This window comes from Streptomyces sp. NBC_01429 (genome assembly GCF_036231945.1).
GTDB lineage: Bacteria > Actinomycetota > Actinomycetes > Streptomycetales > Streptomycetaceae > Streptomyces.
This window is the reverse complement of the sequence record NZ_CP109599.1, coordinates 7,533,713-7,557,407: the sequence shown is the minus strand read 5'-3', so window position 1 is coordinate 7,557,407 and position 23,695 is coordinate 7,533,713. Positions and strand designations below refer to the sequence as shown.

Below are 23,695 nucleotides of genomic sequence, written 5' to 3'. Positions count from 1 at the left end.
CGGAAGGATCTGCACATGAGTGCGGAGCACACTCTCCAGGCGCGTGATGTCCGGCTCGGCTATGACGGGCGCGAGGTCGTCAAGGGGCTGAGCGTCGACATCCCGCCGGGCGGGATCACCATGATCGTGGGCCCGAACGCGTGCGGGAAGTCCACCCTGCTGCGCTCGATGGCCCGGCTGCTCGCGCCCTCCGCGGGAAACGTGCTCCTGGACGGCAGGAGCATCCACGGGATGCCGACCAAGGAGGTCGCGTCGGTGCTCGGCATCCTGCCGCAGAGTCCGGTGGCGCCCGACGGCATCACGGTGAGCGATCTGGTGGGCCGGGGCCGCTATCCGCACCAGGGCTGGTTCCGGCGCTGGACGACCGAGGACGACGAGGCGGTGGCGCAGGCGCTGCTGGCCACCGACGTACTGGAGCTGGCCGCGCGGCCCGTCGACGAACTCTCCGGCGGCCAGCGGCAGCGGGTGTGGATCGCGATGGCGCTCTCGCAGCGTACGGACATCCTGCTGCTGGACGAGCCGACGACCTTCCTGGACATCAGCCACCAGCTCGATGTGCTGGACCTGCTGACGGACCTCAACCGGGAGTACGGCTCCACCATCGTGGTGGTGCTGCACGATCTCAATCTGGCCTGCCGGTACGCCGATCATCTGATCGCGATGAAGGACGGGCGGATCGTGGCGGAGGGGACTCCGGCGGAGACCGTGACGGCGTCCCTGGTGACCGAGGTGTTCGGGATGCGCTGCTCGGTGGCCGAGGATCCCGCGTCCGGGACGCCGATGATCGTGCCGATGGGGCGTCATCACGTCACCCGGGCACCGGCGTCCGAGGTGCCGCACCCCGCGACCGCCGAATGACATAGGTTAGGTTACCCTAAGTTCATGTCATCACAGCAGACCCTCTCCACTCCCCCAAGACGTCCTTCCCGGCGGGCCGTGCCCGCCGCGTGGGCCGTGATCACCGCGCTGGCCGTGGGGCTCCTCGCCGCCTGCGGCTCGTCCTCATCGGACTCGGACGACACCGCGTCGGACGCCACGTCCGCGGCGAGCGGCGCTTTCCCGGTGAAGGTCGCGACCAAGTTCGGTGACATCACCGTCCCCGAGCAGCCCAAGCGCGTGGTCGCGCTGGGCTGGGGCGACGCCGAGGCCACGCTGGCGCTCGGCGTGCAGCCCGTCGGGGCCAGCGACTGGCTGGCGTTCGGCGACGACGGGGTCGGGCCGTGGGCCAAGGGTCTCTACAAGAAGAGCCCGCAGATGATCGGCACCCTGGAGCCCGAGTTCGAGAAGATAGCGGCGCTCAAGCCCGATCTGATCCTGGACACCAAGTCCAGCGGCGCCCAGGAGCGTTACGACACTCTCAGCAAGATCGCCCCCACGATCGGCGTCCCGAAGGGCGGCGACCAGTACAAGATCTCGTGGGACAAGCAGACGCAGATGATCTCGGCCGCGCTCGGTATTCCCGACAAGGGCGAGGAACTCATCTCCGAGACCGAGAAGAAGTTCAAGGAATCGGCCGCCGCCCACCCCGAGTTCAAGGGGAAGACGATCACGGTCGGCTCACGCACCAGCAGCGCGTGGGGCGCCTATGTGCACGGCACGGGCCGCGTCGACTTCGTCGAACGCCTCGGTTTCAAGAACAATCCGGCCGTCGAGGCCAAGTCGGGCGACTCGTTCTCCCTCACCATCTCCCGCGAGAACCTGGATCTGCTGAACGCCGATCTCACCGTCATGGCACCGATCGGCATCGACGCGAAGAAGATCTCGGACGACCCGCTGTACAAGGCCGTCCCCTCCGTCAAGGCCGGTCACTCGGTGGTGTTCGACGACGAGACGCTCGGCTCGGCGTTCGCGACGGACTCGGTCCTCTCGGTGGCGTACGCGCTGGAGAAGGTCGTCCCGCTGTTCGCGGCGCCCCTCAAGTAGGGCCTCCCTCCTCCCCCGTACCGCACCTCACCGCACACACGCACGGCAGAGCGACGCAGCCGCGGCGGACGACCAATCGGGTCGTCCGCCGCGGCTGCGTCGCCCTGCCGGCCTCCCGGGCCCGCGTCCGCCTCAGCCACCGCTCGGCTTGGTCCTGCCGATACGGCGGCGTATCGCGGAGCCGACGCGTACCGCGGCGCGCCTCTCTATGCCCGCTATTCGCTTCTCCGTGGCCGTCAGCTGCTTCTGCATCTTGGCGACCTGCTTCTGCAACTCCTTGTTGGTCTTCGTCAGGCTGGTGATGTGGCGGTCGGCCAGGGCCCGGTTCTCCACCAGCTGTTCGCGCAGCCGGCTGATGCGGTAGCGCAGGGCGCCGTCGTCCGAGCCGTCCCACACCTCCACCGAGGACGGGAGGTCCAGCGCGCTCAGCCGCGCATCGTAAGCGGCTCCGCCGTCGCCGTGGGTGAACGTGTTCTCCAGGGAGTTCTTGTCGAGGAAGGCCGTGAAGCGGTCGAAGCGCTCCTTGTGCCCGTCCACCAGACCGCTGAAGTCCGCCTGCTCGTACAGCTCCTCGGGGTGGACGTCCGCCGGCAGTCCGGCGAGCATGCGGTGCGGTATGCCGTAGTAGCGGCAGAGTTCCAGGGTGCGGGAGTCGTGCGCCAGCACCACGGCGGGCGTACCGGCGAGGAGCGCCGCGATATTGCCGTGGATCCGGGTGCCGTACGAGAAGTCGTACGTGGACAGCTCGTCCAGCCAGGTCTTCGGGTCCAGCGGGACCCTGACCTTGTTCTCCCGGAGCAGCGGGTGGGTGAGCCGGCGCGGCAGGGTGTCGTGGACGCCGGAGGCCGCCGAGGTGTCGCCCCAGAAGAGCGTCTCCGCGTCGACGAGGTTCTGGGCGTAGTACGTGAGCCGGGGGAAGCGTTCGTGGGCGTTGCGTGCCAGCCCCGCCAGGTCGCCCACCCGGCTCGCCTGCGCCGAGAGGTTGATGGCGATCCGGGAGTCGGCGGAGAACGGGGCCGGGTCCCGCGGTCTGGGGAAGGTGTCGCCGTGCAGGAACATCGACGGGCAGCCGATGGTCTCCACTTCGCGGAAGCCGAGTTCGCGCAGGTAGGACGCGGTGAGTTCGCCGCGTACGCCCACGGAGGCTGACCTCTCCAGCACGGCCCGCATGAACCGCTTCACCGACGGCTCGATCGACTGGAGCCGCTCGGTGTCGTAGTCGTCGCCCGCCTGCGCGCCCACGCCGAGGACGACGACCGGAATGGTGAGTTGCTCGATGAGGGCAGACAGCCGGTCGAGCGAGGGACGGAACGAGGGACGGAAGGCATTGGCGAGCGGCACGACGAAGACGTCGTACTCCTCGTTGATCTGCTGAGCGCGCCCCGCCGAGATATCGGTCTTGAGCCCGTTCGACGTCACTTCGGTGCGATCCGTGAGCAGGATCTTGTGCGCGGCATCACTGAAGAGCAGATTGCCCGAGTTCGTACCGATCAGATCCTGTTGGATGAACTCTTCACGTGTAGCGACGCGGAACGGACTCTTCCCCGAGCGGATGAGTATGCGCTTCATGGCCTTCTCTCGATTGCGCGGCTTGAACAGCAGGCGAAGCCGTTTACTGTCAGGCGCCCCAAGCACAGCGAACCCCAAGGGAACGCCAAGAGGCACGGGACCGTCTTAGTCGAGTTTTGGGCATACGCAAGGAGAACCTTCACCGCACCTTAACCAAACCTCACACGCCCCGTACATCCCGGGTGCGTACCGGATGACCAGGGAGATCCCGAACCGGCTGGTCGGTAGCGGGTGCTCACGGTTTCTTAGATTTCGATGAAGGGCTGCGTGCGGGTTTGCTTTGCGGGCACGGGCTTTGAATGGACAGCACACGCACCGAAGAGGTGACACACCGGGGCAGAGGCGACAGACCGGGCGGGGCGGGAGGGGTCGCGCCGGAGCTCGCTCCGGTGCGGGTGGACGGCCGGATGCGGCGGGGCGGGCGCGGGTTCCCCTCGGCGGTGCGCACCGGCGGGCGGGTGCCGGGGGTGGACGGGCTGCGGGCGCTCGCCGTCGTCCTGGTGATGGTCTATCACCTGGAGCCGGATCTGCTGCCCGGCGGGGCGCTCGGGGTCGACGTCTTCTTCGCGATCAGCGGCTACGTCATCACCCGGCTGCTGCTCGCGGAGTTCGCGCGGACCGGCGACGTCGCGATGCGCGCGTTCTACTGGCGGCGCTGGCTGCGCCTGGTCCCGGCCCTGCTGGCCGTCTGCGCGACCTGCGCCGTACTGGCGCTCACCACCCGGCTGCCGAGCTTCGAGCGGGCGTGGACGGCGATCACACTGGCCGCCACCTTCCTGATGAACATCGTCAGGGCCGCTCAGTCCGGCACCTATTCGAGCGATCTGTCCCTTCTGTCGCACACCTGGTCGCTGGGGGTGGAGGAGCAGTTCTATCTGCTCTGGCCGCCGCTTCTGCTGCTGCTCCTGCGGCGGGTCGGGGCCCGGACCGTACTGCTCTGGACGGCGACGCTGTGTCTGCTGCCGCTGATCTGGCGTTCGGTGCTGTGGGAGCCGACGGCGGCGCACCGTATCTACAACGGCATGGACACCCGCGCCGACCAGTTGCTGACCGGTGCGCTGCTGGCCCTGGTGGTGGCCCGGCTGCACGCCGACGACCCCCGGCTGGCCGCGCTGCGGCGCTGGGCGGGCCGGCTCGCCTGGCCCGCCCTGGCCCTGCTGGCGCTGATCGTGTGGCAGGTGCCCATGACCGGCTCCAGCGCCTGGACGATGCCCTGGTACACCGTCGGCTTCCTCGTCGCCGCCGTCCTGTCGGCGACGCTGGTGGCTTCGCTGGAACTCGGGCCGCGCACCGGGCTGTCCCGGGCGCTTTCCCTGGCTCCGCTGGTCTGGGTGGGACGCAATCTCAGCTACGGGCTCTATCTGTGGCACTACCCCCTGACCCGGCTCATGTCGGATCTGGGGCTGGACGCCTGGCACGGGCCGGCCACCTTCGCCGCCAGTTTCGCTGCGGCCGTCGCCTCCCACTACCTCATCGAAAGGCCCCTCACCCGGCGCGGTCGGCCGGCTCCGCCGCCGAAGGAGGACTCCCGCGCCCCCGCCGTCCGCGAGCCCGTCCGGAGCGAGCGCTGACCGGCGGCGCCTGGCCCGCTCAGGCGGCGTTGGTCAGGGCCTGTATTCCGTGCAGCTGAGTCATGACGTCGCGCAGCGACCGGCAGGCGCGCGGGACCGGGGGCAGCGTGGCGGCGGCCGTTCCCCTGCCGTCCTCCAGCGCGTCGGCCATGGCGGACAACGCCCCGGTCACCTCCCGTATCTCCGTGGCCGGAGGCATCGGCACCCCCTGCTCCACCCGTACGGCACACACGGTCGCGGCGTCCACGATCCGCTCGGCCAGGGCCATCACCGCCAGCCAGTCGTGGCGGTGGGTACGGTGCGGGCCCGGCAGTTCGGCGGCGGCGGTGCCGACGGCCGCCCGCGCCTCGGCGAGCGCCCGGTAGGCGGAGTGCCGCAACGCGATGCCGGTGGCGTCCGAGCCGCGGGGCGTGGTGCCCGGGACGCCGGGCGCGCGAGGGGCGCCGGGGGCGTCGAGTACGTAGCGCAGATACCGCTCCGTGTGCCGCAGCGCCACGGCGAAGCGGTGGCCGACGCGTACGCGCGGATCGGTCAGCAGCGGCAGATGGCCGACGAGCAGCACGATGCCGCAGGCGAGCGCGGTGTCGAGCAGCCGGGCGGCGGTCGCCTCGGTGTCGCCGCCCGCGTAGACGAAGGAGAGGACCAGCAGGGTCACCACGGCGGTCTGGAATCCGAAGTGCCGGGTGGCGACCGGGATCAGCGCTCCGCCCGTCACGACCACGGCGAGCAGCCACCAGGTGCCGCCGAGCCAGGTCATGGTGAGGGTGAACACGAGCACGCCGGTGGCGGTGCCCACGACCCGGTTCACCACCCGTGAGAACAACGGCCCCAGGTCGGGCTTGACGAGGAACGCGGCGGTGGCGGGCAGCCAGTACCAGTGGGTCTGGTGGAGGCTGAGCGCGACGGCGGCGCTCGCGGCGACGCACAGCGCGACCCGCAGTCCGTTCTCCCGCCGGGCGGGAGCGAACACACGCCCGAGCCATGCCCGCAGTCGCGGTGTGATGTTCCGCCGGAGTCCCGCGCGGCGCTCGGACGCCGAGGAGGTCTTGGGCGGGGTACGGGGAGGGTCGGCGTCAGTGGCGGTGTCACGGCCGGTGGCGGTGTCGGTGTCGGGGACGTCCCCGGCGGGCCGCCGTGCCGGGGACGGCGCACGGCCCGGTGCCGTACGGTCGAACGTCACCGCCGCGTCGAGCAACGCCCGGTCGAACGCGCCGCGTTGGACGGTGTCGGAGACGGGGCTCGGCAGGGCGCCGGGGGCGGAGTCGGCCCGTACCGCCGCCGCGAGCCGGCGGGGTCCCTCGGCGATCTGGCCCGGCAGCGGGCGGCCCTCCCACAGCAGCGCGATACCCGCCTCGCACAGCGCCGTCGCCGCGCCGAAGCGGTCGCTGATCCGCGTCGCTCCGGCCGCGCCGGGACCGCCGGAGCGACGCGGCCAGGACAACAGCCGCATCAGGCGCAGGGATTCGTCCGCGCGCTGCTGGGCGGTGATCAGCCGTGTCCTGGCCGGCTCCGCGTCGGGTCCGCCCACGGCGCGCAGTGCGTCGGCGAGCGCGTCGAAGACCGCGGCGACGGCCTCCCGCTCCCCGTCCCACCGCGCGCCGCGCCGCAGGCCGGTGGTGCGCAGCACCACCCGGAGCAGCAGCAGCCAGGCGGCGCCGCCGAGGTAGCAGAGCGCCTTGAGCCAGGCGGGGCCGGGCAGCGGCATTCCCGCGCCGAGGGACGCCGTGACGAGCAGTTGCATGGCCGCCGCCGACCACACCGGTCCCGACACACTCAGCGCGCCGGAGAGCCAGCCCACGACGAAGAGCGCGGGCACGGCGGCCCAGCGGCCGCCCGCGTCGGCGAGCAACCCACCGCACAGCAGTCCGAAAGCGCCCGCGACGGCTGGCAGTCCGATGTGCACCACACCGGTACGGCGGGTGCCGGGGCGGTCGTTGACACCGGCGAGCATCGCGCCGAGGCCGGCCAGGATCGCCTCGCCGAGGTGTCCGGTCACCACTCCGAGCGCCAGCAGCGGTCCCGCGCTCAGGGCGCCGCGGAGCACGGCGGTCCACGGGATGGGCCCGGAGCGCCAGCCCAGGGGGTGCAGCAGCCAGGCGGGCACGGCACGGCGGGACGGCGGAACGAGCGGCGCGGGCAAGGGGACTCCTGTTCGACCGGTCGCGGTGAACGGGGCGGGCGGACCGGCGGGCAGCGGCGACCGCACACTGACGACGGTAACAGCACCGCCTGTCGTTCGAGCTGCTGTTTCATTACGCGCGGATGTCCGCCGGCACCCCGGGCCGGTGCCCTGTCCCACCACCGGTTTCGCGACAGCTCGTGGTCCGCGACGAGGTCCGTGTGCCGTTCCCGTCACAACAGGACACACCGCAGGGCCTAGGCTTCGGTACAGCGGTCACCGACGGAGTCAAGTGCGGTGGCACGGAACGAGAGGGCGACATCATGACATCGGTACCCACCACACCAGGCAGCGTAGCGGCGACAACAGCGCTTCTACGCTCCGAACTCCCGGAGTTGGAGTCGCAGCAGCAGTCGTTGGAGAAGGAACTCGCCACCGTCACCGAGCGGCTGGAGTCGGTACGTACGGCGCTCACCGCGCTGGAGGCGCTGTCCGTGGCGCCGGTCGCGCAGCCCGTCGCCGAGGTGCCGGAGCCCGCGGTGTCGCCGGAGGCGGCGCTTGAGGCCCAGGTTCCCGCGCAGGCCGAAGCGCCCGCCGAGGAGGCGTCGACCGAGGCGAAGGCGGCGAAGCCCGCCGCGACCGAGGAGCCGAGGCAGGCCAAGCGCCGCCCGGCGAAGAAGGCCGCTCCGGCGAAGCCCGTCAAGGCTGCCAAGCCCGCCAAACCGGCCGCCGCGGCCAAGGCCGCCAAGCCCGCGAAGGCCGCCAAGTCCACCCAGACCGCCGTGTCGAAGAAGGCGGCGGCTTCCTCGGCGGAGGACGACACGAGCGGTGGGCTCACCGAGCAGATCCTCGATGTCCTCGCCAAGTCCGGCAGCACCCCGGTGCGGGCCCGCGAGGTGGCCAAGGCGCTCGGGCGCGATGCCACTCCCGGCAGCATCAACGCGGTACGCAGCACGCTGGACCGGCTGGTCGGCAGCTCCAGGGCCCGCCGGGCCGGTCGCGGTCTCTACGGATCGTCCAACGGCTGACACCGGCCTCCGGCCGCCGCGTCACCCGGGAACAACAGCACAACAGGCAGGTATGACCGCCGCACCGTGCGACCCGCCCGAGGGCCGCACGGTCCGGCGGTCGTGCCGGACCCGGCGGCCGGGCGGTCCTCGCAGGCCCCGGCAGGCACGCCCGGACACGGCCTGCACCGCCTAGCCCGAAACGGCCGCCAGATGCTCCCGGAGCACCCCGATGACGGCGGGTGCCTGAGCGCTCAGGTAGAAGTGCCCGCCGGGGAAGACCTTCAGGTCGAAGGCTCCGGTGGTGTGCCGGCGCCAGTCCTCGGCCTCGTCCAGCGCGGTCTTCGGATCGCTGTCGCCGGTCAGCGCGGTGATCGGCGCGCGCACGGTGGCGTCGGGCGGGCACCGGTAGGTCTCGATGGCGCGGTAGTCGGTACGGATCGCCGGCAGGATCATCCGCAGGATCTCCTCGTCGCCGAGGAGCGCCGTATCGGTGCCGGACATCAGCTTCAGCTCGGCGACGATCCCGTCGTCGGAGCGCAGATGCACATCCTCGTCACGGGTACGGGACGGAGCGCGCCGACCCGAGGCGAAGAGATGGGTCAGCTCGCCGCCGTCGGCCTCGAACCGCCTCGCGACCTCGAAGGCGATCGTCGCGCCCATGCTGTGTCCGAAGAAGGTGGTGGGCCGCGCCCCGAGTTGTCCGCGGAGCGCCGCGTACACCTGGTCGGCCATGGTGCCGATGTCGTCGGGGCTGGTCTCCTTGCGCCGGTCCTGACGGCCCGGATACTGCACCGAGAACACCTCGGCGACGGGCGACAGTTGCGCGGAGACCGGGAAGTAGAAGGATGCCGAGCCGCCCGCGTGGGGGAAGCAGAAGAGTTGTCCCGCACGGTCGGGGGCCGGATGGAAGCACCGGGCCCAAAGGCTCTCCTCGGTGGATGTCGTCATCGTGCTGCGCCTCCTCAATGGGTGGCGTCGGATGACCCGAACCACCCGCCGGTACGGGCCTCTTGACCTCGGTCACTCTACTTCGGCGGCGGGCGGGACGTCTGCCCGGTCATGGGGCCCGATCATGGACGGCGCCCCGGCCGCCGGAACGCGGCGTCCACCCGTACACGCGCGTCGCCCGTGACCACGGCCACGCCCGGTGCCCGCCCCCTCGCCACGCGCTTGCGCGTAATCTCGAAGGGTGAGCGCACCAGGGCGCGTCGCGACAGCGGCGCGCCGGCCCACGGACCGGCGTCCGAGCCCGATCGAACAAGGATGGAACCGTGCCCGACGGAAAACTCCTGGCCGTCAGTGATCTGCATGTCGCCTATGACGAGAACCGCACGATCGTCGAGGGCCTCCGCCCGGACTCGGACGACGACTGGCTGATCGTCGCTGGCGACGTCGCGGAGAAGTACGCCGATGTCGAATGGGCCCTGCGGGCGCTCAGCGAGCGGTTCGCCAAGGTCGTGTGGGCGCCGGGCAACCATGAGCTGTGGAGCCACCCGCAGGACCCGTGCGATCTGCGCGGCGAGAAGCGCTATCTGCAACTTGTCTCGCTCTGCCGGGAGTTGGGTATCGCCACCCCCGAGGACCCGTATCCGGTGTGGCGGGGAGCCGGAGGCCCGGTGGCGGTGGCTCCGCTGTTCGTGCTGTACGACTACTCGTTCCGCGCCCCCGGCACCACCACCAAGGAGGAGTCGCTGCGGGTGGCGCGCGAGGCGGGCATCGTCTGCTCCGACGAGTACTTCCTGCACCCGGACCCCTTCGAGAGCAGGGACGCCTGGTGCCGGTCCCGCGTCGAGGAGACCGAGCGCCGGCTGTCGGCCGTCGACCCGTCCCTGCGCACCGTCCTCGTCAACCACTTCCCGCTCGTGCGCGACCCCACCCGCATCCTCTACTACCCCGAGTTCGCGCAGTGGTGCGGTACGGAACTGACCGCCGACTGGCATGTGCGCTACCGCGCCGCCGCCGTGGTCTACGGGCATCTGCACATCCCCCGGGTCACCCGGCATGACGGAGTGCGGTTCGAGGAGGTCTCGGTCGGCTATCCGCGGGAGTGGCGCAAACGGCCGCCGCGGATCCCGCTGCGGCAGATCCTGCCCGAGCCGGCCGGGCAGGACGCCCGGTGATCGCGGCGATCCTGCCCCCGGCGGTCGCCGTCGAGGCGGCGTACGGCGATCTCCTGCCGGGCGAGGCCGATCCGCTGTTCCCCGAGGAGAGCGCGCGGGTCGCCAAGGCCGTGCCGAAGCGGCAGCGCGAGTTCACCACGGTCCGGCTGCTGGCCAGGCGCGCGCTGCTGCGTCTGGGGCAGCCGCCCGTGCCGCTGCTGCCCAACAAGCGGGGCGCGCCGCAGTGGCCCGGCGGCATCGTCGGCAGCATGACGCACTGCGACGGATACCGGGCGGCGGTGGTGGCGCGGTCGGACGGCACGGCGTCGGTGGGCATCGACGCGGAGCCCGACGCGCCGCTGCCCGATGGCGTGCTGGACACCATCGCGCTGCCGGACGAGACGGAGCGCGTCAAGTTCCTGGCGGAGCGGCATCCCGGAGTCTGCTGGGACCGGCTGCTGTTCAGCGCCAAGGAGAGCGTCTTCAAGGCGTGGTATCCGCTGACCGGCCTCGAACTGGACTTCTCCGAGGCGGATATCACGATCGATCCGGTCGAACGCACCTTCCGCGCCCGGCTTCTGGTGCCCGGCCCGCGCATCGACGGCCGCCGGGTCGACGAATTCGCCGGCCGTTGGATCGCGGAACGCGGACTGGTGGCGAGCGTCATTCATATCCCCCGGTAAGGGGCGCTCACGGCCAGGGATAACCACCGAAGAAAAACACTCCAATCATATGTACGCCATGCCGTGGTGACGCTTGAGCGGTAGATCGCTTCATTCTATGGTTGCCACGGCAGCAGCACATCGGCGCGGAATGCACGCGCGCCGCTACGCGCTGAGGCGTATGGAGTGAGATGACCATGGTTCAGGTTTCCATTGTCGTACCGTGTTTCAACGAGAACGAGGTGATCGGGGCGTTTCACAGCGCCCTGCTCGCCGCACTCGGACCCACCCGGCAGACGTTCGAGATCTGTTACGTGGACGACGGCAGCGGTGACGGCACCCGGCTCCGGCTGAGCGAACTCGCCGCCGGGGACCCACGGGTCCGTTTCACCTCCTTCAGCCGCAACTTCGGCAAGGAAGCCGCCATGCTCGCCGGGCTGCGCATGTCCCGGGGCGACGCGGTCGTCCTGATGGACGCCGACCTCCAGCACCCGCCCGGCCTGGTGCCGCGCATGCTGGAGCTGCACCGGCGCGGCTACGACCAGGTCGTGGCCCAGCGCGACCGGGCGGGCGAGGGCGCCGTACGCACCGCGCTGAGCCGGGCGTACTACCGGCTGGTGCGCCGCTGCATGGACGTGCAGGTGGTCGACGGGGCGGGGGACTTCCGGCTGCTGTCGCGGCGGGCGGTCGAAAGCGTGCTGTCGCTGCCCGAGAGTAATCGTTTCTCCAAGGGGATCTTCTCGTGGATCGGCTTCGACACCGCGAGCTTCACCTACCGCAACGTCCAGCGTGCCGCCGGGCAGTCCAAGTGGGGCGGAAAGAATCTGCTCAACTACGGAATCGACGGGCTGCTCTCCTTCAACAGCCGTCCGCTGCGGCTGGCGATCCACACCGGTCTCTGTCTCTTTCTCTCCGCTCTCGGATACGCGCTGTGGATCATCGCGAATGTGGCACTGAACGGGGTGGACGCGCCCGGCTACACCACATTGATGACCGCGATCGTGGCCCTGAGCGGAATTCAGCTCGCCACGCTCGGGATCGTCGGCGAATACGTGGGCCGGATCTATCACGAGGCGAAACGCCGTCCGCACTATGTGGTCAGGGAGACGGACGAATCCCGGGGACGGTACGAACACCTTTCGAAAGGCAGTGGTGCAGATGGCCTCGGGCGCGCCGAGCGTCACCATCCCGAGACAGCCGGGTGACGCTCCCCGGACCGAGGACCCCGGGGGCCGCGCGCGTGCCCAACGGTGGAAGACGTACGGAGCGCCGGCGCTCGCCCTGCTTCCGCTCGCGCTGCTCACCACGGCCGCGTGGCTCGGCCGCGCGGTGCGCCCCAGCGCGGACGAGTGGTGCTTCCTGCCCACCGTCCGTGACCACGGCGTCTCCGGGCTGGTCGCGAAGTTCTACCTCACGGACAACGGACGGCTCGGCAACGGTCTGCTGGTCGGCCTCTACGCGAAGTTCGGGGTGGCGGGACACCAGTGGTACGGCGCGGTCAGCGGCGCCGTCACGCTGGGGCTGCTGTGGGCCATGACGGTGCTGGTGCTGCGCGCGACGGGGCGGAGCGCGCCGCGCGGAGTGCCGCTGCTCGTCGCGTCGATGGTCACGGTGGTCTTCCTCCTCGCCACCCCCAACACGTACAAGACGTTCTACTGGCCCGCCTCCTCCGTCTCGCACACGGTGGCGCCGGTGCTGGCCTGCCTCGCCGCGCTGCCGCTGCTGTGGAACCGCACCCGCGCGAGCAGGATCGCCGCACCGGCCGCCGCGCTCGTGGTGGGCTGTTTCATGGGGACGCTCTCGGAGGAGACCTCGGTCGTCGTCCTGGTGGTGCTCGCGGCCCTCCTGCTGGTCGGCAACCGGATCTTCGCGCCGCGGGTGCGGTCCGCCGCGCGCACCTGGTGTCTGGCGGGCCTGGCCGGGGTCATGGCCGGTACCCTCCTGCTGCTCACCTCACCGGGATCGCGCAACCGCCGTGAGCGGTACGGGGCGGGGACGACCTCGATGTTCGCCCCCGAGTCGCTGGGCGAGTCGCTGCGCGGCTTCCTGGAGATCCTCGGGACCCTGCTGTCGACCTGGCAGTATCTGGGCGCGGTCGCGGCCGGGGTGCTGCTGGGGCTGCTCGTCCGGGACCGGGCGGGCGGCGCGCCGGTGCTGCTGACGGGCCGGCCGGGCTTTCTGCTCCTCACCGGAGCCGGCACCTTCCTGGCCGCCGGATACCTGTGCACGGTCATCACGTACCCCCTCTTCGGCACCTCCGTGTCGAGTGCGACACGGACCTGGAACGACTACCTCGTGCTGTACGTCCTGCTGCTGGCGGGCGGCGGGGCGGTGCTGGGGCGGGCGCTGCTCCGGCGGGGCCGGCACACCGGTGCCGCGGCGGCGGTGTGCGCGGTGATGTGCGCCGCGACCTGCGTGGGGCTGGCCGTCCCGCTCGGCGAGCTGGGTACCGACATGAGCCTTCGGGCCGCGCGCTGGGACCGTCAGGACCGGTGGCTGCGGAACGGGGCGGCGCTCGGGGTGCGGGTCCTGCCGTACCGACCGCTGCCGATCAGCGGAATGGGCGAGCCGTTCGGCCACCACGGCCACCGGGTGTGGCCGGCCCGGTGCGTCGCCGACTACTACCACCTGGAGAAGATCACGTACACACAGCGGCTGCCCTGACGGATTTCCGCGGCGCGGAGAATACGGGCGGTATCCCGTCGTGCGGGCGGGTTTCGCGGAAAATCCTTGGTTCCCGGCCAGGAGTTCCTGTGGGATGCTGAGGCATCCGCATTCCCCTTCTTCCTCCCGAGGCATTATGCGCTGCGTCATCGCCCGCTTCCCCTTCGAGTTGGTCAAGAGCGAGGTGCAGCAGTCGATGAAGGGCATCAAGCCCGAGCCCATCACCGGTGAGTCCGTGGTCATCGGCCGGCGGAGCTATCCCGTCAAGCAGGTGGGGGAAGTGATCACCCGGCAGGACCGCCGTGATTTCACCGCCTTCGAGATCACCAGGGCGCTGACGCGGCTGGGCTTCACCGTCCACCCCGTCGCCGCGCCCGTCGAGCCCGCGGTCCTCACCCCGCTCGAAACCGCGTCGGCGCTGCTCGGCCCGGCCGACCGCGACTGACGCGCGCGTACCAGCGCCCGGGGGCGTGCGCGTAGTAGAGTCGGCGCCCATGTCGAAGCCTGATCATCTGCTTGTTGACATCGCCGCCACTGTCGAGTCCGGGCAGAGCAATCAGATGTCCCTCACCGTGGTCGTGCCGGGGGCCGTCATCACGGGGCGGCTGGCCCCGGAAGCCGTGTGGCGCGAGCGCGTGGCCGAGGTGCTGGAGGACTCCGAGCGGCTGGGACCGTTCTCCGCCGTCTTCACGTCCGCCGGCCCGCCGGACGAACCGCCCACGCATCTGCATTTCCATGTCGCCCGGATTCTCCAGGGAAGCTTCGGCATTCCGGAGACCGGGGGGATGTACCGCATCGCCATCGACGAGGTGAGCGCCTGGACGGTGGGAGACCTCAGCTACTCGGACGGCTGAGCCGCCCCGCCGCGATTCCCCCCTCCCCCGTCACCGTCCCGTCGTCCCTGTCCTGTCCTACGCGCGCGGCCCCCGGTACCTGTCGGTACCGGGGGCCGCGTCCGTCGCTGACCGCGTTACGCGGCGCCGCCCCGCGAGGACTGGCGCGGCGCGGTGCCGGTGCGGGGCTTGGCGAAGGTGGAGGAGGAAGAAGAGGTGCGGCGGGACTGGGACGAGCGGCCCCGGCCGCGCGCCGGGGAGCCGCCGCGCTTGGGGCGCTCGGCGACGGGCGCGGAGATGGTGACGGGGACGCCCGAGGGGGCCTGGGCACCGGTGATCCGGCTCAGTTCCGCCTCGCCCGAGCGGACCTGGGTGGTCTGCGGGGTGATGCCTGCGTCGGCCATCAGCCGGGTCATCTCACGGCGCTGGTTGGGCAGCACCAGGGTGACGACACTGCCGGACTCGCCCGCGCGCGCGGTGCGCCCGCCGCGGTGCAGATAGTCCTTGTGGTCGCTGGGCGGGTCGACGTTGACGACGAGGTCGAGGTTGTCGATGTGGATGCCGCGCGCGGCGACATTGGTGGCGACCAGCACCGTGACGTGGCCGGTCTTGAACTGGGCGAGGGTGCGGGTGCGCTGCGGCTGGGACTTGCCGCCGTGCAGCGCGGCGGCGCGCACTCCGCTGTTCAGCAGGTGCTCGGTGAGCCGGTCCACGGCGTGCTTGGTGTCCAGGAACATGATCACCCGGCCGTCGCGGGCCGCGATCTCGGTGGTCGTCGCGTACTTGTCCGCGCCGTGCACGTGCAGCACGTGGTGCTCCATCGTGGTGACGGCGCCGGCCGACGGGTCGACCGAGTGGACGACCGGGTCGTGCAGATAGCGGCGGACCAGCAGATCGACGTTGCGGTCCAGGGTGGCGGAGAACAGCATCCGCTGGCCCTCGGCGCGCACCTGGTCGAGCAGCGCGGTGACCTGGGGCATGAACCCCATGTCGGCCATCTGGTCGGCCTCGTCCAGCACGGTGATCGCGACCCGGTCCAGCCGGCAGTCGCCGCGCTCGATGAGGTCCTTGAGCCGTCCGGGCGTGGCGACGACGATCTCGGCACCGGCGCGCAGCGCGCCGGCCTGGCGGCCGATCGACATGCCGCCGACGACGGTGGCGAGGCGCAGCTTCAGCGACCGGGCGTACGGGGTGAGCGCGTCGGTGACCTGCTGGGCCAGTTCCCGGGTGGGGACGAGGACCAGGGCCAGCGGCTGGCGCGGCTGGGCGCGCTGTCCGGCGGTGCGGACGAGCATGGCGAGGCCGAAGGCGAGGGTCTTGCCGGAGCCGGTACGGCCCCGGCCGAGGACGTCGCGGCCCGCGAGCGAGTTCGGGAGGGTGGCCGCCTGGATCGGGAACGGGTCGTTGACCCCGAGGCTGGTGAGCATGGACACCAGTTCGGTGGGCATGTCCAGCTCGGAGAACGACGCGACCGGGGGCAGTCCGGGGGTGATGGTGACGGGGAGGGCGAACTCGCCCTTCTGGGCGGCGGGCCTGCGTCCGTAACCGCCGGAGCGGCCGGGGGCTCCCGAGCGGCTCGGGGCGCCGGAGCGGCCGGAGGTCCCCGATCCGAAGCGGCTGCCGCGGCCGGCAGCGGCCGGACCGCCGCTGCGGCTTCGTGAATAACGGTCGTTCGTGCGTGCTGCGCGGTTCATTCAGAACCTTTCTCGATGGGCACGTATCGAGAATTCCCGGCAGTAAGCCGCACAAAGAATCGCAAGAACGAGCCGATGAAATGCTGAGGACCCGGAATCCGCCTCGTCGCGTCGGGTCGGTCGTGCGAAAAAGCAACGAGCTGGGGCCCGCATCCACAGGTGCGGGCCCCAGCTGTGTCCTGCGCTTCGAGCGTCAGGCGGGAACGATGTTCTCCGCCTGCGGGCCCTTCTGGCCCTGCGTGACGTCGAAGTTCACCTTCTGGCCCTCCTGGAGCTCGCGGAAGCCCTGGGCGGCGATGTTGGAGTAGTGGGCGAAGACGTCGGCGCCGCCGCCGTCCTGCTCAATGAAGCCGAAACCCTTTTCCGCGTTGAACCACTTGACGGTGCCACTGGCCATGATGATCTCCTTCGGGGCAATGCCCGCAGGCCCGCACTGTGCGGACCTCACGTCGCCGCGATGATTACCCCGTCCGGAAAAATATCCGGAAATACAAAAGCGCACCTACCGGCACAGAAAGCCGGTAGGGGCACTTGAAGTCTTTGGGAACCACAACTGCAACTGAGATCAACAGTAGCACGGCGGGAGCCGCAGGGTGGGGCGAGCTTTATCACTCGGTCCGCCGCACCGCCAAATATTCACCGCGTATTGGGCCCAAATTCTGTACCGGCCGCCGCGAAAATTCGGCGGCCGGGGCGGGCCCCGGTGCCACCGTGGTGTCGCCGGGGCCCGGAGCCGTCCGGCGCGTACCGTCGTCGCTCATGTGCTGGAGCGCGACGGCCGACCTCGTGGTGGGAACGGGCATCACCGTGGTCGGGGTGGCGTGCGTGGTCTGCACCCGCACCGCCCGGGACCTGCCGCTCGCCGCGCTGCCGTTGCTCCTCGGCGCCCACCAGATCGTCGAGTCCGCCGTCTGGCGGGCCGGCGGCGGCGCGGGCCCGGCCACGCTCGCCTGGGCCGTCATCGCGCTCCCCCTGCTGGCCGTCTGGGTGCCGTTCGCCGTGCTGCTGGCGGCGGGGCCCGAGGCCCGGCGGCGGCTGATGATCCCGGCCGTCGCCGGGCTCGCCACGGCGGCGGTCCTCTCGTACTGGCTCGCCCGCGGGACCGGGACGGTGACGGCCGAGATCCGGGGCCATACCGTCGGCTACGTCCTGGATCTGCCGTACGCCCCGCCGGTCGTCGTGGCGTATCTCGTCGCCACCGTCGGCTCGCTGCTCCTCGGCGGCGACCGGGCGGTCCGGCTGCTGGGGGTGGTGGTCGCCGCCGGTGCCGCGCTCTGCGCCGCGCTGTGGCGGCTGGAGTTCGTCTCCACCTGGTGCGCGCTGGCCGCCGTGGCCTCGGTGCTCCTGCTGCGCCGGGCGGGCCGGCGCCCGGACGCGGAACCGCGGGCCGATCGCGGCGCGGCGGGATGAACACGGCGGAGGTGAGCCCCGTATCACTCGGTGCGCCCCGTACCCGTGACGCGCGGCGCGGCCCGCCCGAGTTCCGCCGAGACTCAGAGGATCAACCCATGAATGACCGCAACAACGCTCCCCTCCACGCGCTGCCCGACGGTGAGGCCGAACTACGGCTGGTCGTCCGGCTGGCGTGGGAGGACGTGGCCGCGCTGGGGCAGGAGGCGAGCCGGCTCGCCGCTCAGGTGAAGCGTCCCGTCAGCCTCGACGAGGCGGCGAGCCACCGGCTGCGGCTGCGGGTGGCGGGCCACGCGAAGCCCGTGCAGGACTGGCCGGTCGCGGCGGCGGCGCCCACGGTGTCGTCGATCACCGGCCGCACGCCCGGTGAGCACGCCCGGCAGGCGATCGAGAAGATCAACGCGTCCGACACCCCGCAGGCCCCCGCGCCCGCCCCGGTCCAGACGCAGAGCGCCCAGGCGTCCTCGCAGTCGTCCGCCTGAGGCCCCGGGCGCCCCCCGTAAGGAGCGGTGTCCGAACTGAAGGTCGTCCGGGGTCCGTGGCGCGCCGCCCACGGGCCCCGACCGGGCTTTCCTAGCCTGTCGGCACCGGCGGAGACCTCCGCCCCGGCAGGGCCCCGCCCGGGGCAAGAGGAGCGCGCCCATGAGCCATCAGCGCGACACGGCGTGCTTCACCGCCGATTTCGCCTCCACCGAGCAGTGGGTCGCCGGCCGGTCCTGGGCGTATCCGGGCGGCGGGCCGACCAATCCGGGCGACAACAAGCTCGACCATCTGGTGCCCGACGCGGAGTACAGCCGTACCGGCACCTTCCGCGCCGTGCGCCGTCCCGACGGCGACTGGGACACCGGGCTGCTCACCACCGAGGGCAGCCCCGGAGGCTTCACCGTGCGCACCGGCGACGTCCTGGAGACCCGGGTACGGCTGCCCACCGCGCTCGGGGCGTGGCCGGCGATCTGGACCTGGCGGGACGGCGGGAACGAGATCGACGTCTTCGAGTACCACCCCGACCAGCCGCACCTGCTGGAGCTGTCCAACCATGTGCGGGGCGCCTCGCGCTCCTACACGCATCCGTCGGTCGGGCCCGGCGCGTGGGTGACCCTGAAGGTCGAATTCCGCTCGCGGACCGTCATCTGGTGGGTCAACGGGGCTCTCGCCTTCGCGGACGGACGGGGCGTGGGGCCCGACTGGTACGCCAGTCTGATCGTGAACCTCTCGGTCAGCGCGGGCCGCTACCACCCGGCGCCGGACCCCGCCACGACCACCATGTCGTACGAGGTCGGCTCCTTGCGCGTCCTCCGCGGGCGGCGCTGACGCCCGCACCGACATGCGGGCCTGCGGGCGGTGCGCGAGACTCGGCGGGATGAGGGACGACGAGCGCAGCGAGCGGGACGAGGAGTATCTGCCGATCGCCGAGCACGGCCTGATCGGTGATCTGCGCACCGCCGCGCTGGTGGGGACCGACGGCCGCGTCGACTGGTTCTGCGCGCCCCGGTTCGACTCCCCCAGCGTCTTCGGGTCCCTGCTCGACGCGCGGCGCGGGGGCTACTGGGAGATCGCGCCGGTGTGCCAGGTGGCCACCCGCAGCCAGTTCTACTTTCCCGACACCAACATCCTGATCACCCGGATGCTGACCGCCGACGGCATCGTGGAGATCCAGGACTTCATGCCCGTCCTGCGGGACCGCGATCCGTCCCACCGGCAGCGCCTGGTGCGGCGGGTGGTCAATGTCCGGGGCCGGATGCGGCTGGCCGCGCGGATCGCGCCCCGGCTGAACTACGGGCGCGACGCGCACCGGCTGGAGCGGATGCCGGACGGCGTACGGTTCGTCGGCGCGTCCCTCACGCTGTCGCTGCGCTCCTCCATCGGTCTGGAACTCGACGGCTCCGACGCCCGCGCGGAGTTCGAACTGAGCGGGGGCGAGACGGTCCTCTTCGATCTGGAGGCGGACACGGGCTCGGGCACCCCCGACGCGTGCGCGGTCGATCCGGCGGCGGCCGAGGAACTGTTCGAGGCGACCGTCGCGTTCTGGCGGCGCTGGCTGCGGCAGTCCACGTACACCGGACGCTGGCGCGAGATGGTCCACCGCTCCGCGCTCACCCTCAAGCTGCTCACCCACGAGCCCTCCGGCGCCGTCGTCGCGGCGCCGACGCTGGGGCTGCCGGAGCAGGTGGGCGGCGCGCGCAACTGGGACTACCGGTACGTGTGGATCCGCGACGCGGCCTTCTCGCTCTACGCGCTGCTGCGGCTGGGCTTCACCCAGGAGGCGCAGGCGTTCATGGACTGGCTGACCGAGCGGCTGCGCGACGCGACCGACGGCACCGCCGGGCCGTTGCGCGTCGTGTACTCGATCGACGGCCACGCGGACCTGCCGGAAGAGGTGCTGACGCACTGGGAGGGCTACCGGGGCTCCTCCCCGGTGCGCACCGGCAACGGCGCCAGCGGGCAGCGGCAGCTGGACATCTACGGCGAGCTGATCGACTCCGTCTATCTGTTCGACAAGTACGGCGCGGGCATCTCGCACGAGAGCTGGACCGATCTGTGCGCCGTCCTGGACTGGCTGATGGAGCACTGGGACAGCGCGGACGAGTCCATCTGGGAGACCAGGGCCGGGCAGCAGCACCACACGTACTCGCGGCTGATGTGCTGGGTCGCGGTCGAGCGCATGATCAGGATGGCGCGCCGGCGCGGGCTGCCCGGCGATCTGGGCCGCTGGACGATGGTCCGCGACCGCATTTACCACCAGATCATGGCGCGCGGCTGGGATCCCCGCGCGCGGACCTTCGTGCAGCGGCTGTCCGCCGACCCGGACCGGCCGCCAGAGGACATCCTGGACGCGTCGCTGCTGCTGATGCCCATGGTCAAGTTCGTGTCGCCGGCCGATCCGCGGTTCCGGTCCACGGTCGACGCCATCGCCGGGCGGCTCGTCGCTGACAGCCTGGTCTTCCGCTACGACCCGGAGCAGGCGCCGGACGGGCTGGACGGTACGGAGGGCACGTTCTCCATCTGCTCGTTCTGGTGGGTGGAGGCGCTGGCGCGCACCGGTGAGGTGGAGCAGGCGCGGCTCGCCCTGGAGAAGATGTTCACCTACGCCAATCACGTGGGGCTGTACGCGGAGCAGATCGGGCTGACCGGTGAGCACCTGGGCAACTTCCCGCAGGCGTTCACCCATCTCGCGCTGATCAGCTCGGCGATCAATCTGGACCGCGCGATGGGATGACGCGATGGGATGAGGAGGGAAGCCACTCGCGCGTGCCGACATGCGCGGCGGCATCCGGGGGTGAAGCATGGCTACCGGGACCGGCCCGCCGGGCGCGTCCCCCACCGGTGAGAACGGAGTGGACGAGAGTCATGGCGGCGTCACCTCATGCCGTATACGGGGCCCCGTGCTGGGTGAGCCTGATGGCCCGGGACCTGCGGGCGTCCCAGTCGTTCTACGCGGCCGTCCTCGGCTGGACCTACCGGCCCACGGCGCTGGGCGAGGACTTCTCCGTCGCGCTGGCGGGCCGCTCGCCGGTCGCGGGCATCGGGGCCCTCGCGCCCAGCCTCCAGGCCGCGGTCGCCTGGACCCCGTACTTCGCCGTCACCGACGCGGACGCGACGGCCGCGCGCATCCGGGAGCGCGGCGCCACCGTCGCCGTGGGGCCGCTCGCCATGAGCACGGGCCGCGCGACGCTCGCCGCCGACCCGGACGGCGCGGTGTTCGGCTTCTGGGAGGGCCGGACGATCGCCGGCTGGTCGGTGGGACGGGGCGCCGGGCCCGCCCGGCTGGAACTGCGCACCAGGGACGCGTTCGGCGCGGCCATCTTCTACGGCGAGGTCCTCGGCTGGGGTTCGGGCGAGAGGAACAGCTGCGAAGTGCGGTACGAGGACGACCAGGTGGTGGTGCGCGACGGTACGCACGTGGTCGCCGCGCTGCGCGGCGGCGCGGTGGAGAGCGCGCCCGACCCGCAGGTCAGGCCGCGCTGGCATGTGCACTTCCACGTTGCGGACGTGAATGTCGCCGCGGGCGCGGCGGCGGCTTCCGGGGGCGTCGTGGTGGCGTCGCCCTCCGACTCGGGCCCGGGCCAGGAGGCCACACTCCGCGACCCGGACGGCGGTCTGTTCACCGTTACCACGCCCTGACTCCACACCCCCTCCTCACCAGCATGCCGTTGGCATGTGACGGCGGCCCGACACCGGACGGAGCCGGAGCGGCACCGACCGTCACGGCGGCGCGTCCCGGCCATCCATGGCCGGTATACGACTTCAGGACAGCGGCGGCGGAGATACGATCCCCCAACAACGTCTGGTGAAGAGGTAGTTCATCCATGATCAAGTCGCGTGGCCGCAGTGGCACCGCAGGCGTCCACCGCCTGCCGTCTCCGCGTTCGGCGGTCATACCGGCCAGGCACCGACTCCGCTCCCCGTGACTCCTGCCGGGTGAGGTTCAGCCTGACCGCGTTTTTCAGCCAACTCGAAGGTTCTCCATGGCACGCTCCCCCGCGCCCTCTTCCCGCTCCCCCAGGTCGCAGCCCCCGTGGCTGCCGATCCTCGCCCTGACCCTGGCGGCCTTCGCCATACCGGTGGCGGACATCGCACACGCGAACGGCACTGGCGCAGCCGTCGCATACGGCGTGCTCGGGCTCGTACTGCTTCTCGCGCTGGTCAGGCTGCGCGGCCGGCACCGGCGCGCCGAGGCCGAGGCGGTCGAGCTGCGCGGCCGGCTGGCGGAGCGGGAGGCGGAGACCGTCCGGCGCGACACCGGCTGGCGCTCCCATGTCGAGCAGCGGATCTCGCTCCAGTCCGACCAGGTGCGCGAGGAGGTCGAACACCTCGTCAAGGAGCGGCTTCCGGCCGCCCTGGCCGGGGCGGAGATCCCGGATCCGCCGCGCGCCGCCGAGGGCGCGGGGCCGGCGGTCACCGAGTGGTTCGACCGGCTGCTGGCCGAGGTCTCCGAGGCGGTCGAGCACCGCGAGGAGTCGCAGCGGCTGGCGATGGTGGAGCTGGCGAGCCGGGTACAGACCTCGGCGCACCGGATCCAGGCGGCCGTGACCGGGCTCGCCGACCGCTACCCCGGCGACTCCGATCTGCTGGAGACCACCATGCAGATCGACCACGCGGCCACCCAGCAGGCCCGGCACGCGCAGAGCCTCAAGGTGCTCTGCGGCGAATGGCCGGGACAGCAGTGGCAGAAGCCGCTGGCGATGGTGGACGTGGTACGGGCGGCGTCGGGCCGGATCGTGGGGTACAAGCGCGTCGAGGTGACCGGCGACCCGGATGTCGGGGTCACGCCGTCGGTCGTCGAGCCGCTGATCCATCTGCTGGCAGAACTGCTCGCCAACGCCACGGAGTACTCGCCGCCGCGTACGGGCGTGCCGGTGACGGTGCGTACGGTTCAGCGCGGCGCGGTCATCGAGGTGGACGACGGCGGTCTCGGCATGGACGAGTACCGGCTGTCCGAGGCGCGCCAGATCGCCTCCGGGTGCCGGCTGCTCGGGGTCGGCGAGGTCGGCGAGATCCCGCAGACGGGCTTCGCGGTGGTGGGACGGTTCGCGGACCGGCACGGCTTCCAGGTGGACCTGGGCCCCTCGCCGTACGGCGGGGTCCGCGCGGTGGTGCTGGTGCCCACGGTGGCGCTGGAGACGCTGGCGCCCGCGGGCAGCGCGGTGCAGTCGCCTCCCGTACCCCCGCTGCCGCAGGCGTCCCGGGTGCCTCAGCCCGCGCCCGCCCCGGACAGGGCGGCCACGCCCGCGCCTCCCGCACCCGCCGTACCGCCGTCACCGGCCACCCCGGTCGTACCGGAGGCCCCTGCGGCACCGGCCGCGCCCGCGCCGCCCGCGCCGCCCGCGCCGGTCTCCACCGGCGATTCCGGTGCAGGTTCCGCTGCCGGTTCCGCAGGCGAAACGGTCCTGCCGGAGCAGCCCCGGGAGCGGACCGGGCGCCGGCTGCCCCAGCGCCGGTCCCGGCGCGACGAGTACGCACCCGCGGTGGAGGCGGCCCCCACCGCCGTCACCCCGCCGGGCACACCGGAACAGGCCGGTGACTGGATGGAGCAGTTCTTCGAGGGCGGCCGGGCCGACCCGCCGTCCGGTTCCGATCCGCACGAGGGCCGGCAGGGCCCTTCCTCCCCCACCACAGAACCCCGGAAGGACTGACGTGAGC

21 protein-coding genes are annotated in these 23,695 nt (G+C 71.6%); 16 read left to right on the top strand and 5 right to left on the bottom strand.

Translation table 11 applies throughout. The features are described 5' to 3' along the window. Positions 1–15: 15 nt before the first annotated feature. Together OG627_RS33340 and OG627_RS33335 are read left to right on the top strand one after the other, a co-directional pair. Positions 16–858 (top strand): ABC transporter ATP-binding protein, encoded by an 843-nt coding sequence (locus OG627_RS33340; RefSeq protein ID WP_329071579.1) that lies wholly within the window; start codon positions 16–18, stop codon positions 856–858. A 24-nt stretch (positions 859–882) separates the two neighbouring features. Further along, on the top strand, positions 883–1,923 hold the full coding sequence (locus tag OG627_RS33335) for an iron-siderophore ABC transporter substrate-binding protein (RefSeq protein WP_329071577.1): 1,041 nt from the start codon (positions 883–885) through the stop codon (positions 1,921–1,923). Positions 1,924–2,055: 132 nt separating this feature from the next. Here the strand turns inward: OG627_RS33335 and OG627_RS33330 are convergent, their stop codons facing one another. Further along, entirely contained in the window at positions 2,056–3,492 is a 1,437-nt protein-coding gene (locus OG627_RS33330; protein ID WP_329071575.1) for a polysaccharide pyruvyl transferase family protein, read from the bottom strand. A 299-nt stretch (positions 3,493–3,791) separates the two neighbouring features. On the opposite strand from OG627_RS33330, the gene OG627_RS33325 reads away from it, so the two are divergent. Continuing rightward, positions 3,792–5,063: an acyltransferase family protein gene (locus OG627_RS33325; RefSeq protein WP_329071574.1), complete on the top strand. Its 1,272-nt coding sequence runs from the start codon at positions 3,792–3,794 to the stop codon at positions 5,061–5,063. Positions 5,064–5,082: 19 nt separating this feature from the next. On the opposite strand, the gene OG627_RS33320 is transcribed toward OG627_RS33325, so the two are convergent. Further along, entirely contained in the window at positions 5,083–7,203 is a 2,121-nt protein-coding gene (locus OG627_RS33320) for an FUSC family protein (protein WP_329071573.1), read from the bottom strand. A gap of 302 nt (positions 7,204–7,505) precedes the next feature. Between OG627_RS33320 and OG627_RS33315 the strand changes: the two genes are divergently transcribed. After that, positions 7,506–8,210: a hypothetical protein gene (locus tag OG627_RS33315; protein WP_329071571.1), complete on the top strand. Its 705-nt coding sequence runs from the start codon at positions 7,506–7,508 to the stop codon at positions 8,208–8,210. A gap of 171 nt (positions 8,211–8,381) precedes the next feature. Here OG627_RS33315 and OG627_RS33310 read toward each other — a convergent pair whose 3' ends face one another. After that, the gene (locus OG627_RS33310; RefSeq protein ID WP_329071568.1) at positions 8,382–9,140 is read right to left on the bottom strand and encodes a thioesterase II family protein; all 759 of its coding nucleotides are present in this window, start codon (positions 9,138–9,140) and stop codon (positions 8,382–8,384) included. A gap of 323 nt (positions 9,141–9,463) precedes the next feature. On the opposite strand from OG627_RS33310, the gene OG627_RS33305 reads away from it, so the two are divergent. The 6 genes from OG627_RS33305 (at position 9,464) to OG627_RS33280 (ending at position 14,471) form a co-directional block, all read left to right on the top strand. Then, complete coding sequence (locus OG627_RS33305) at positions 9,464–10,312, top strand: metallophosphoesterase family protein (protein WP_329071566.1); 849 nt, start codon at positions 9,464–9,466, stop codon at positions 10,310–10,312. After that, entirely contained in the window at positions 10,309–10,974 is a 666-nt protein-coding gene (locus tag OG627_RS33300; protein ID WP_329071564.1) for a 4'-phosphopantetheinyl transferase family protein, read from the top strand. The genes OG627_RS33305 and OG627_RS33300 overlap by 4 nt, the downstream gene beginning before the upstream one ends. Positions 10,975–11,150: 176 nt before the next feature. Further along, positions 11,151–12,158, top strand: coding sequence for a glycosyltransferase family 2 protein (locus tag OG627_RS33295; RefSeq protein WP_329071562.1), 1,008 nt, complete (start codon positions 11,151–11,153; stop codon positions 12,156–12,158). After that, on the top strand, positions 12,112–13,617 hold the full coding sequence (locus OG627_RS33290) for a DUF6056 family protein (protein WP_329073167.1): 1,506 nt from the start codon (positions 12,112–12,114) through the stop codon (positions 13,615–13,617). Before OG627_RS33295 ends, OG627_RS33290 begins: the two co-directional genes overlap by 47 nt. Before the next feature lie 136 nt (positions 13,618–13,753). Next, on the top strand, positions 13,754–14,062 hold the full coding sequence (locus OG627_RS33285; protein WP_329071560.1) for an SCO5918 family protein: 309 nt from the start codon (positions 13,754–13,756) through the stop codon (positions 14,060–14,062). 49 nt (positions 14,063–14,111) lie between these two features. Next, complete coding sequence (locus tag OG627_RS33280; RefSeq protein WP_329071558.1) at positions 14,112–14,471, top strand: hypothetical protein; 360 nt, start codon at positions 14,112–14,114, stop codon at positions 14,469–14,471. 116 nt (positions 14,472–14,587) lie between these two features. Here the strand turns inward: OG627_RS33280 and OG627_RS33275 are convergent, their stop codons facing one another. Beyond that, a complete protein-coding gene (locus tag OG627_RS33275; protein ID WP_329071556.1) occupies positions 14,588–16,144 on the bottom strand; it encodes a DEAD/DEAH box helicase in 1,557 nt (518 codons plus the stop codon). A 193-nt stretch (positions 16,145–16,337) separates the two neighbouring features. Beyond that, positions 16,338–16,541, bottom strand: a complete 204-nt coding sequence (locus OG627_RS33270) for a cold-shock protein (protein ID WP_014061102.1) — start codon at positions 16,539–16,541, stop codon at positions 16,338–16,340. 362 nt (positions 16,542–16,903) lie between these two features. Between OG627_RS33270 and OG627_RS33265 the strand changes: the two genes are divergently transcribed. The 6 genes from OG627_RS33265 to OG627_RS33240 all read left to right on the top strand — a co-directional run bounded on the left by OG627_RS33265 (position 16,904) and on the right by OG627_RS33240 (position 23,688). Continuing rightward, positions 16,904–17,554, top strand: coding sequence for a DUF6629 family protein (locus OG627_RS33265; RefSeq protein ID WP_329071540.1), 651 nt, complete (start codon positions 16,904–16,906; stop codon positions 17,552–17,554). Positions 17,555–17,652: 98 nt separating this feature from the next. Then, entirely contained in the window at positions 17,653–18,036 is a 384-nt protein-coding gene (locus OG627_RS33260; protein WP_329071538.1) for a hypothetical protein, read from the top strand. Positions 18,037–18,196: 160 nt separating this feature from the next. Further along, on the top strand, positions 18,197–18,865 hold the full coding sequence (locus tag OG627_RS33255; RefSeq protein WP_329071537.1) for a beta-glucanase: 669 nt from the start codon (positions 18,197–18,199) through the stop codon (positions 18,863–18,865). A gap of 49 nt (positions 18,866–18,914) precedes the next feature. Then, on the top strand, positions 18,915–20,771 hold the full coding sequence (locus OG627_RS33250) for a glycoside hydrolase family 15 protein (RefSeq protein ID WP_329071535.1): 1,857 nt from the start codon (positions 18,915–18,917) through the stop codon (positions 20,769–20,771). Between the two features lie 182 nt (positions 20,772–20,953). Further along, on the top strand, positions 20,954–21,676 hold the full coding sequence (locus OG627_RS33245; RefSeq protein WP_329071532.1) for a VOC family protein: 723 nt from the start codon (positions 20,954–20,956) through the stop codon (positions 21,674–21,676). Positions 21,677–22,020: 344 nt separating this feature from the next. Further along, complete coding sequence (locus OG627_RS33240; protein ID WP_329071530.1) at positions 22,021–23,688, top strand: ATP-binding protein; 1,668 nt, start codon at positions 22,021–22,023, stop codon at positions 23,686–23,688. Positions 23,689–23,695: the final 7 nt, after the last annotated feature.